This is a genomic window from Enterobacter sp. EGD-HP1, assembly GCF_000733275.2.
Lineage (GTDB): Bacteria > Pseudomonadota > Gammaproteobacteria > Enterobacterales > Enterobacteriaceae > Enterobacter.
Genome location: NZ_AVOP01000018.1, coordinates 19,231 through 29,271, shown reverse-complemented (window position 1 = coordinate 29,271; position 10,041 = coordinate 19,231). Strand labels below are relative to the sequence as shown.

General features: G+C 54.6%; 8 protein-coding genes. 6 read left to right on the top strand and 2 right to left on the bottom strand.

The genetic code is table 11. The features are described from left to right. Nucleotides 1-101 precede the first annotated feature (101 nt). Nucleotides 102-752 (bottom strand): response regulator transcription factor RcsB, encoded by a 651-nt coding sequence (gene rcsB / locus N037_RS13280; protein ID WP_003859405.1) that lies wholly within the window; start codon nt 750-752, stop codon nt 102-104. Between the two features lie 16 nt (nt 753-768). After that, on the bottom strand, nt 769-3,441 hold the full coding sequence (gene rcsD, locus N037_RS13275; RefSeq protein WP_023336383.1) for a phosphotransferase RcsD: 2,673 nt from the start codon (nt 3,439-3,441) through the stop codon (nt 769-771). A 138-nt stretch (nt 3,442-3,579) separates the two neighbouring features. Here rcsD and N037_RS24885 point away from each other — a divergent pair, with 138 nt between their 5' ends. The 6 genes from N037_RS24885 to N037_RS13250 all read left to right on the top strand — a co-directional run bounded on the left by N037_RS24885 (nt 3,580) and on the right by N037_RS13250 (nt 9,970). Then, the gene (locus tag N037_RS24885; RefSeq protein ID WP_072163970.1) at nt 3,580-3,843 is read left to right on the top strand and encodes a hypothetical protein; all 264 of its coding nucleotides are present in this window, start codon (nt 3,580-3,582) and stop codon (nt 3,841-3,843) included. 341 nt (nt 3,844-4,184) lie between these two features. Further along, complete coding sequence (locus N037_RS13270; RefSeq protein WP_023336382.1) at nt 4,185-5,300, top strand: porin OmpC; 1,116 nt, start codon at nt 4,185-4,187, stop codon at nt 5,298-5,300. A gap of 114 nt (nt 5,301-5,414) precedes the next feature. Next, nucleotides 5,415-6,470 (top strand): FAD:protein FMN transferase ApbE, encoded by a 1,056-nt coding sequence (apbE, locus tag N037_RS13265; protein ID WP_023336381.1) that lies wholly within the window; start codon nt 5,415-5,417, stop codon nt 6,468-6,470. Between the two features lie 72 nt (nt 6,471-6,542). Further along, nucleotides 6,543-7,601 carry a bifunctional DNA-binding transcriptional regulator/O6-methylguanine-DNA methyltransferase Ada gene (ada, locus tag N037_RS13260; protein WP_032641511.1) on the top strand — a complete coding sequence of 353 codons (1,059 nt, stop codon included), beginning with the start codon at nt 6,543-6,545 and terminating at the stop codon, nt 7,599-7,601. Continuing rightward, a complete protein-coding gene (gene alkB / locus N037_RS13255; protein ID WP_032641509.1) occupies nt 7,601-8,257 on the top strand; it encodes a DNA oxidative demethylase AlkB in 657 nt (218 codons plus the stop codon). Before ada ends, alkB begins: the two co-directional genes overlap by 1 nt. 69 nt (nt 8,258-8,326) lie before the next feature. Then, on the top strand, nt 8,327-9,970 hold the full coding sequence (locus N037_RS13250) for a multidrug ABC transporter permease/ATP-binding protein (RefSeq protein ID WP_032641513.1): 1,644 nt from the start codon (nt 8,327-8,329) through the stop codon (nt 9,968-9,970). The last annotated feature ends 71 nt before the right edge of the window (nt 9,971-10,041 follow it).

Below are 10,041 nucleotides of genomic sequence, written 5' to 3'. Positions count from 1 at the left end.
AAAGGTGGTCTTTTACTTGCCCGGCGGCGCTGCGCTTGCGCGGGCCTACGGGTTCTGTAGGCCGGGTAAGCGCGAGCGCCACCCGGCATTTACAGTGGGGATCAATCCTTGTCCGTTGCGCTCAGCGTAACGGAGGAGAGATAGTTCAGCAGAGCAATATCGTTGTCCACGCCCAGCTTCATCATCGCTGATTTCTTCTGGCTGCTGATGGTTTTAATACTGCGGTTCAGCTTCTTGGCAATCTCGGTCACCAGGAAACCTTCTGCGAACAGGCGCAGAACTTCACTCTCTTTCGGGGACAGACGTTTGTCACCGTAGCCACCCGCGCTGATTTTTTCCAACAGACGAGAGACGCTCTCAGGCGTGAACTTCTTGCCTTTCTGCAGCGCAGCGAGCGCTTTTGGCAGATCGGTTGGTGCGCCCTGTTTCAGCACAATCCCTTCGATGTCCAGATCCAACACCGCGCTCAGGATCGCCGGATTGTTGTTCATGGTCAGAACAATGATCGAGATGTCCGGGAAGTGACGTTTAATATATTTGATGAGCGTGATCCCGTCACCGTACTTGTCCCCAGGCATGGAGAGATCGGTAATGAGCACGTGTGCATCAAGCTTTGGGAGGTTATTGATCAGTGCTGTAGAGTCTTCAAATTCACCGACTACATTCACCCACTCGATCTGTTCAAGTGATTTGCGAATACCGAACAGTACAATCGGATGGTCATCGGCAATAATTACGTTCATATTGTTCATGTATAAGGCTACCTTGCTACAGCAAGCTTTTGACGTAGGCGTCAATGTCGCTGATGTATTTTTCAATGCCAGAGGCATCTTTCTCACGAATTAGATGTTCCAGCGTTTCACATAACTGCTTGCCGGGAACCAGATTAAGCATGGCAAACACCCCTTTAAGCCGGTGTGCTGTCTGTGCCAGCGCTGCGAAATCATTCGCAGCGGACTCAGTATACAACCGCTTAACATCATCTGGTACTGTATCAACAAAGAGTGAATAGTATCCGCTGGCGTGAAGTTCGGCATTTTCATTGCCGCCTAACGGTGATTCCGCTATCTCTTCCTGCGCCAGCTGCTCTTCTATTAGTTGTAGTACAGCTTCCTGCATCGCATTGCTTATATTAAAGTTGACGCGCAGCTGGCCAGGGCCGATTTTCCGCACGCCTGACTCATCATCGCTTAAAAGCAAGCCGGAGGCAGTAAGATTAGACGGATTATCAGTTAAAAACAGATCAAATTCTTGACTTGCAAGTCTTTCATCCGGCGTGATGCAGGCCGCACCCCAGTTTTCTAACTGACGAACGACAATATTGCGGATCTCATTCGAGGTCACATCGACCATCACCACAACATCATCCAGCAGACGTTCTTCATCTTCTTCCTGCGGATTGGCCGCCATTTTCACGTGCAGAGAATAGCGGGTGCCGAGGGATTCACGGGCTTTGATATTCAGATGACCGCCGAGCTTACGCGCCAGCTGATCGCATAGCCAGAAGGTCAGGGCATTGGCCTTGCCGTAGCGATCGCTTTGCGTGTCATTCAGGAACGGGAAGTGAAGATTATCAATTTCACTCGTTGTGACGCCTTCCCCGGTGTCCAGGATGCGGAACGCCAGACGGTCTTCTGCCGACTCCTCCGTGCTGACTTCAAGGGTGATCTTGCCGATCTGTGTCGTGGTCACGGCGTACTGAATAATCATCAGCAGAATACGGCGCAGCGCTTCGCGATCGCCGTGGCGTTTGTCATTCGCTGGGAGATTGTTATTGATCAGCAGTTGCAGCCCTTTGCGCTTAATGACGGGCAGCACTTCCGGGACCACTTCATCGATTAAATCCTGAATGGAGAAGAGGGTTGGCGTTCCCTTCCAGAAATCATTCTCCAGCATGTTCGCCAGCTGGATTTCATCAACCATTCTGACCAGCGAATCGGCCTGGCAGGCAAGCTGGTGGCTTTCAGCGGTGTTTAACGCTGCCGCCTGGGTCGCCAGCGTTTTTAACGGCTGCTTAAAGGCATCGCCAATGTTTTGCATGAATGCGGCACGCCCCTGCTGGTTTTTCTCATACAGTCTTTGTGCCTGCTTGAGCTTTTTATTAACCAGCACTTCACGATCCTGGTCGCGAATAATGAAGATTTGCGTGCGGGGAGCCACCTGGCTGCGGAACTGACGGATCTCGTAAAGTTCATTGTTGATGGTGGCCTGAATCACCCCCTGGTGTTGATCCGCCATGGTGGTGATGTTCTGCAGGTTAAGATGCGGCAGCAGATGGTCGGCAATTTTGTTGCTCATCACCGTACGATTCGCCTCCTGGTCGTGAACTAAGACCCCGAGCGGCAGCACGGAAACAATCTCTTCATTCAGTGCACGTAATACGCGCAGCTCATTGCTGGTGCCGGCCGGAACCGCAGAGGCGTCGCTCTGACGCCCCGTCTGGAAACGGAAGGTGCTGTAGCCAAACAGGGCCAGGGCCAGCAGGCCGATATTCAGCAGCAGAGGCAGCAGGATATTTTGCAGGGTGTCGAGCAGCAGCGTGCCAAACGGCACCTGCCACACCAGGCGCATACCGGTCGAGTTCAGCGATGAGGCAATTTCGATTTTCGAGCCGTTAAAGGAGATCGATACGCTCTCTGCAGCCTCTTTGTCTGACGCAGCACGCATGTTCTGGGTGCTGGTGTCTGGCTCCATGCGGAAGCTGTCGAGCGGCATGTCCGGCGGGATTAAATCATTAATCGGTAAGTCGAAGGCCACCACCGTCGCCAGATGTCCTGGCTGGTTGAACGTAGTGCGCAGGGTAAAATAATGACCGTTTTGCCAGGCCAGACGACGCAGGGAAGAGAAGCTCTCACGTTCATCAAGGGCATTTGCCTGCTGCAACATCTCTGCCCGGCGGGAATCGACGATGCTGCCCACGGTTGTCTCTTTAAACCCGGAAGAGAGATCTTTTAACGGCAGCGTTGAGATCAGGATCATGCTGTTGTCCTGACCGTTCAGATAGTACATCGACCACGGTACCGTTTCAGCGCCCCAGAGGGTATCCAGGTAGGTCGAAATACGCTGCGTCATCTCAAGCGTGGCGCTGTCGTGCGAGCCAAAGATGAGGGCCTCGGTCTTACGCTGCGGTTTTTCGAGATAATAAACATCCTGCTTAAGCCGCGTCTCCTGAAGTCCATCTCCGGACGAGGAGGTCGGGGCTGCCGCGATATTGTCGTAAATTTGCCAGGTGGCGTAGCGCCAGGTATCTATGCGCTTGTGCACGGCATGGGTGATATCAACGACCTGATAGCTCTTATCCTTCAGCCAGGCGTTAACCGCGCTTTGTACCATTACCCCCATGGTGACTAACAGCACAACGATCAAAAGAAGAAAGAAACGGGTGATGCTCCCGGGAAGGAGGGAAAATTTGCTCGGGGCGGTAGTTTCAGTCTGACTCATTGATATCTTTAACCCGTTATGGTCGTGCTCTGTGGCGATAGGGCAGTATAAAGGGTAATAACTGAATTTCCAGCGCCACCGTCCGGGAAGAGGCGACTTTTTCACTGGACAATATCGACGGTGAGGCGCGCAGTAAACATGTACAAACTCGCCATAGGCGTACAAATAACAGACACACGTAGCCAGAAAATAGCACGAATTAACAAGAAATTAAGTTTGGCCTCAATTTTCTTCCCTCGCAGGTTACCCGACGAGAATTTAGTTAATAGTCGTTACAATTACGGTGCGGTAGCACAAAAAAAGAGAAGTTACGTAAAGAAAGGTAAAAAAAAACCGAATGCGATGCATCCGGTTCAATTAGGGATAAACAGACATTCAAAACTGAATGACGGTAATAAATAAAGTTAATGATGATAGCGAGAGTTATTTTAGAGATTAGGTTCGATCTTGTTTTGTCATTCAGTGCTGTAACGGAATTTATTGTAACTATTTGATTTTTATGTGTTGATTTTTTGGTTTGATTATAAGTGCTAATTTTCTAAGCTATTTGTGCTTTGTAAAAGTTCCTTGATATTTACATTTTGAAACACGTTGGCAGATAAATGAAACATCTTCAAAGTTTTCGTATCATATTCGCATTGGATTATTCTGTAATTTTGCGGAGAATGAAATTGCCGACTGGTTAATGAGGGTTAACCAGTAAGCAGTGGCAATTATAAGGCATATAACAGAGGGTTAATAAAATGAAAGTTAAAGTACTGTCCCTCCTGGTACCAGCACTCCTGGTGGCAGGCGCAGCAAATGCGGCCGAAATTTATAACAAAGATGGCAACAAATTAGATCTGTACGGCAAAGTTGATGGTCTGCACTATTTCTCTGACGACAAGAGTGCCGACGGCGACCAGACCTACATGCGTCTCGGCTTCAAAGGCGAAACGCAGGTTAACGATCAGCTGACCGGTTACGGCCAGTGGGAATACCAGATCCAGGGCAACACCTCCGAAAGCGACAACCAGGCCTGGACGCGTGTGGCGTTCGCGGGTCTGAAATTCGCTGACGCGGGTTCTTTCGATTACGGTCGTAACTACGGTGTGATTTACGATGTAACCTCCTGGACCGACGTTCTGCCAGAATTTGGTGGAGATACCTACGGCGCTGACAACTTCCTGCAGTCCCGTGCTAACGGCGTGGCGACCTACCGTAACCAGGACTTCTTTGGTCTGGTGGATGGCCTGAACTTTGCTCTGCAGTATCAGGGTAAAAACGGCAGCGTAAGCGGTGAAAACGACACCGGTCGTAGCACCCTGAAACAGAACGGCGACGGCTACGGTGCGTCCCTGACCTACAATCTGGGTGAAGGGTTCAGCATCGGTGGCGCAATGTCTTCTTCTAAGCGCACTGCTGACCAGAACAACACGGCTAACTCGGCGCTGAAAGGCGAAGGCGACCACGCTGAAGTGTATACCGGTGGCCTGAAATATGACGCCAACAACATCTACCTGGCGGCACAGTACTCTCAGACCTACAACGCAACGCGTTTTGGCAACTCTCAGAGCAGCAGCCAGATTTACGGCTTCGCTAACAAAGCGCAGAACTTCGAAGTGGTTGCTCAGTACCAGTTCGACTTCGGCCTGCGTCCATCCGTGGCTTACCTGCAGTCTAAAGGGAAAGATATCGAAGGTTACGGCGATCAGGATCTGCTGAAATATGTTGATGTGGGTGCGACTTACTACTTCAACAAAAACATGTCCACCTACGTGGATTACAAAATCAACCTGGTTGATGAAAACGAATTCACCCGTCAGGCGGGTATCGGTACTGACGATATCGTCGCGCTGGGCCTGGTTTACCAGTTCTAATCGCTTCATCGTGTGACGTAAGGGGCCTGATGGCCCCTTTTTTGCGCCTCGCAGATTCTCACAACTCACCCGTTTTGGTGTACTCTTGCCGCCCTGGCATGAGGATAATGATGAATGGACATGACTTTTTTACGCGCCAGCTTTCTGGCTATGCTTTTTTTCCTGACCGCATGTAACGATCCCACACCTGTGGCGAAAACCGACGCACCCGCCGCGACGGTGCTCGAAGGCAAAACGATGGGGACCTTCTGGCGCGTCAGCGTGATGGACCTCGATAAAACACGCACAGACGAACTTCGCGGCAAAATTCAGTCACAGCTGGATGCCGACGATCAGCTGCTGTCGACCTATAAGAACGACTCGGCGCTGATGCGCTTTAATCTTTCCACCAGTACCTCCCTGTGGCCGGTGAGCGAAGCGATGGCTGATATTGTCACCGAGTCAATGCGCGTGGGATATAAAACCAACGGCGCAATGGACGTGACCGTCGGACCGCTGGTGAACCTGTGGGGATTTGGCCCGAACAAACAGCCGGATACCACACCCGATCAGGCGGCTATTGATGATGCCCGCGCCAGGACAGGGTTAAAGCATCTGACGGTGATCAACCAGTACGGCCAGCAGTATCTGCAAAAAGACATCCCCGATCTGTTTGTCGATCTGTCAACGGTAGGCGAAGGTTACGCTGCGGATCACCTTGCGGCGCTGATGACGCAGGAAGGGATATCGCGCTACCTGGTTTCCGTGGGCGGCGCGTTAGTCAGCCGGGGCATGAATGCCAGCGGTAAACCGTGGCGTGTAGCGATTCAAAAGCCGACCGATCGGCAAAATGCCGTACAGGCCATCGTGGATATTAACGGGCACGGCATCAGCACATCCGGCAGCTACCGTAACTATTATGAACTCGACGGGAAACGCGTTTCGCATGTTATTGATCCTCAGACCGGACGCCCCATCACGCATAACCTGGTCTCGGTGACGGTCATTGCCCCCACCGCGCTGGAAGCCGATGCCTGGGATACCGGATTAATGGTGCTCGGCCCGGAAAAAGCCAAAGAGGTGGTTCGTCAGGAAGGGCTGGCGGTGTATATGATCACCAAAGAGGGCGACGGGTTTAAAACCTGGAGCTCGCCGCAGTTCAACAGCTTCCTGGTAAGCGACAAAAATTAAAAAGCAAGGTTGCGGGTTTTTTATCACTGGCGCTCAGGCACGCTCTATGTATGCTTACATGAGGAGCCGATAATGAGAAACCCGACCTTTATTACCGATGAGGATCGCTGGCAGGCCGTGCTGGCCCGCGATCCGCTCGCTGACGAACAGTTTGTCTTCGCCGTGCAGACCACGGGTATTTTCTGCCGCCCGTCATGCCGTGCCCGCCACGCGCTGCGTAAAAATGTCCGCTTTTATCCCGATGCCCTCCATGCCGTACAGGCAGGGTTTCGCCCGTGCAAGCGCTGCATGCCGGACAAACGCGATCCGCAGGCGCAGAAGCTGGCGAAAGTGGAACATGCCTGCCGCCTTCTGGAGCAGGATCCCTCGCTAACCCTGGAGGGGCTGGCGCAGCAGGTCGCCATGAGTCCTTTCCATTTCCACCGTCTGTTTAAGGCCGTGACCGGCATGACGCCAAAAGCCTGGCAGCAGGCGGCGCGAGGCCAGCGCCTGCGTACCGCGCTTGCACAGGGAGACAAAATTACCGATGCCGTACTGGCAGCAGGGTTTCCCGACAGCAGCAGCTATTACCGTAAAGCCAACGATGCGCTGGGCATGACGGCGAAGCAGTACCGCAAGGGGGATGCGGCAGTGCGTTATGCCATCAGCGACTGTTCGTTAGGGCGCTGTCTGGTTGCAGAAAGCGAGCGGGGGATCTGCGCGATCCTGCTGGGTGACAACGATGCAGAATTAGCCGAAGCGCTTGCCGCGCAATTTCCAAAAGCAGCGCATGCGCCGCTGGAAGAGGCGTTCGCGCGGCGGATCCATCAGGTGATTGCCAGTATTGATAACCGCGACGTACCGCTTGCGCTGCCGCTGGATATTCGCGGAACCGCGTTCCAGCAGCGCGTCTGGCAGGCCCTTCGCAACATTCCCTGCGGTGAAACGGCAAGTTACCGGCAGGTGGCGGAGGCGATTGGCCAGCCTAATGCGGTACGCGCCGTTGCCGGGGCCTGTGCGGCAAACACGCTGGCGATTGTGATCCCCTGCCATCGCGTGGTTCGTCACGACGGCGCGCTGTCGGGTTACCGATGGGGGACGGCGCGAAAAGCGCTATTACTGAAACGTGAGGCGAAACGCCAGGAGGGATAATGCTCGATCTTTTTGCGGATGCTGAACCCTGGCAGGAGCCGCTTGCGCCGGGAGCGGTGATCCTGCGCCGCTTTGCACTCTCCCGCGCGGCGGCGCTGCTTGACGGTATCGACGAGGTGACGGCGGTTTCGCCGTTTCGCCATATGGTGACGCCGGGCGGCTACATCATGTCGGTGGCTATGGCCAACTGCGGCGAACTGGGCTGGGCGACGAACGAGCGGGGCTATCTGTATGCCCCGAACGATCCGGCTACCGGCCAGCCGTGGCCGCCGATGCCTGCTGTTTTTCAGGCTCTCTGTCACGAGGCCGCCGTAGCAGCGGAGTATCCTGACTTTCGGCCGGATGCCTGCCTGATTAACCGCTATGCCGTTGGCGCGAAGCTCTCGTTGCATCAGGACAAGGATGAACCCGATCTGCGTGCGCCTATCGTCTCGGTATCGTTAGGTCTGCCCGCCGTCTTCCAGTTTGGCGGATTACGCCGCAGCGATCCGCTCAAACGCATTATGCTGGAGCATGGCGACGTGGTGGTGTGGGGGAGGGAATCGCGGCTGTTTTATCACGGTATTCAGCCGCTGAAGCCCGGGGTTCACCCGCTCACGGGTGAGTATCGTTATAACCTGACCTTCCGTCAGGCGGGGTACAGTAAACTAAAATAAGAATTATTCTTGATGTCCGCGCAGGGCAGTTTACACTGCTGGCTGATTTTTATTGTCCGGATTGCCTGCATGCAACTACTTCTCCTTGTCTGGCGTCAGTATCGCTGGCCCTTCATCGCCGTAATGGCGTTAAGCCTTGCCAGTGCCGCCCTGGGTATTGGCCTGATCGCGTTTATTAACGTGCGGCTGATTGAAATGGTCGACACCTCGCTCTCCGTATTGCCGGAGTTTCTCGGCCTGCTGCTCCTGTTGATGGCGGTTACGCTCGGTTCGCAGCTTGCGCTGACCGCGCTCGGGCACCATTTCGTTTTCCGTTTGCGCAGCGAGTTTATCAAGCGGATCCTGGACACCCAGATAGAGCGCGTTGAGCAGCTCGGCAGCGCTTCCCTGCTGGCGGGGCTGACCAGCGACGTGCGCGCCATTACCATCGCATTCGTTCGTCTTCCGGAGCTGGTGCAGGGGATCATTCTGACCTTTGGCTCGGCCGCTTACCTCGCCTGGCTTTCGACCAAAATGCTGGCGGTGACCGCGCTGTGGATTGCCATTACCATCTGGGGCGGCTTTATGCTGGTGTCCCGCGTCTACAAACACATGGCGGTGCTGCGCGAAACCGAAGATAAGCTCTATAACGATTACCAGACGGTGCTGGAAGGACGCAAAGAGCTGACCCTGAACCGCGAACGCGCCGAGCATATCTTTAATCATCTCTATATCCCGGACGCGCGGGAATACCGGCACCATATTATTCGCGCTGATACCTTCCACCTGAGCGCGGTGAACTGGTCAAACATTATGATGCTGGGCGCTATTGGCCTGGTATTCTGGATGGCGAACAGCCTGGGCTGGGCGGACACCAACGTGGCGGCGACCTACTCGCTGACGCTGCTGTTTTTGCGCACGCCGCTGCTCTCGGCGGTCGGCGCGTTGCCCACCTTGCTGAGTGCGCAGGTGGCATTTAATAAGCTCAAAAAATTCGATCTCGCGCCGTTTAAAGCCGAATTTCCGCGCCCGCAGGCCTTCCCGAACTGGCAGACGCTGGAGCTGCGTAACGTCACGTTCCGCTATCAGGATAACGCCTTCTCCGTGGGGCCGGTCAACCTGACGATCCACCGCGGTGAGCTGCTGTTCCTCATCGGCGGCAACGGCAGCGGTAAATCTACGCTGGCGATGTTGCTGACCGGACTCTATCAGCCGCAGTCAGGCGAGATTTTGCTGGACGGCACGGCGCTGAGCGCGGAGAAGCCCGAGGATTACCGCAAGCTTTTCTCGGCGGTGTTCACCGATGTCTGGCTGTTCGATCGGCTGCTGGGGCCGGATGGGCAACAGGCCAATCCTGCGCTGGTGGAAAAATGGCTGGCGCAGCTGCAGATGTCGCACAAGCTGGAGCTTCAGGACGGAAAAATCCTGAACCTCAAGCTGTCTAAGGGGCAGAAGAAGCGCGTGGCGCTGCTGCTGGCGCTGGCGGAAGAGCGTGACATTATTCTGCTGGATGAGTGGGCGGCAGATCAGGACCCGCACTTCCGCCGCGAGTTTTATCAGGTGCTGCTGCCGCTGATGCAGGAGATGGGCAAAACCATTTTCGCCATCAGCCACGACGATCACTACTTTATTCATGCTGACCGCCTGCTGGAGATGCGCGACGGCAAGCTGAGCGAGCTGACCGGTGAAGAGCGCGATGCTGCATCGCGTGACGCGGTGGCGCGCACGGCCTGATGCCAATGTGCCGGGTGGCGGCTTCGCCTTACCCGGCCTACGATTTTGTAGGCCCGTGCAAGCGTAGCGCC

Bases quoted from the DNA above. Each gene is read 5' to 3' on its own strand.
- rcsB (WP_003859405.1), bottom strand. From the start codon at position 752: ATGAACAATATGAACGTAATTATTGCCGATGACCATCCGATTGTACTG.
- N037_RS13250 (WP_032641513.1), top strand. From the start codon at position 8,327: ATGCAACTACTTCTCCTTGTCTGGCGTCAGTATCGCTGGCCCTTCATC.
- alkB (WP_032641509.1), top strand. From the start codon at position 7,601: ATGCTCGATCTTTTTGCGGATGCTGAACCCTGGCAGGAGCCGCTTGCG.
- N037_RS24885 (WP_072163970.1), top strand. From the start codon at position 3,580: ATGTACAAACTCGCCATAGGCGTACAAATAACAGACACACGTAGCCAG.
- N037_RS13270 (WP_023336382.1), top strand. From the start codon at position 4,185: ATGAAAGTTAAAGTACTGTCCCTCCTGGTACCAGCACTCCTGGTGGCA.
- rcsD (WP_023336383.1), bottom strand. From the start codon at position 3,441: ATGAGTCAGACTGAAACTACCGCCCCGAGCAAATTTTCCCTCCTTCCC.
- apbE (WP_023336381.1), top strand. From the start codon at position 5,415: ATGGACATGACTTTTTTACGCGCCAGCTTTCTGGCTATGCTTTTTTTC.
- ada (WP_032641511.1), top strand. From the start codon at position 6,543: ATGAGAAACCCGACCTTTATTACCGATGAGGATCGCTGGCAGGCCGTG.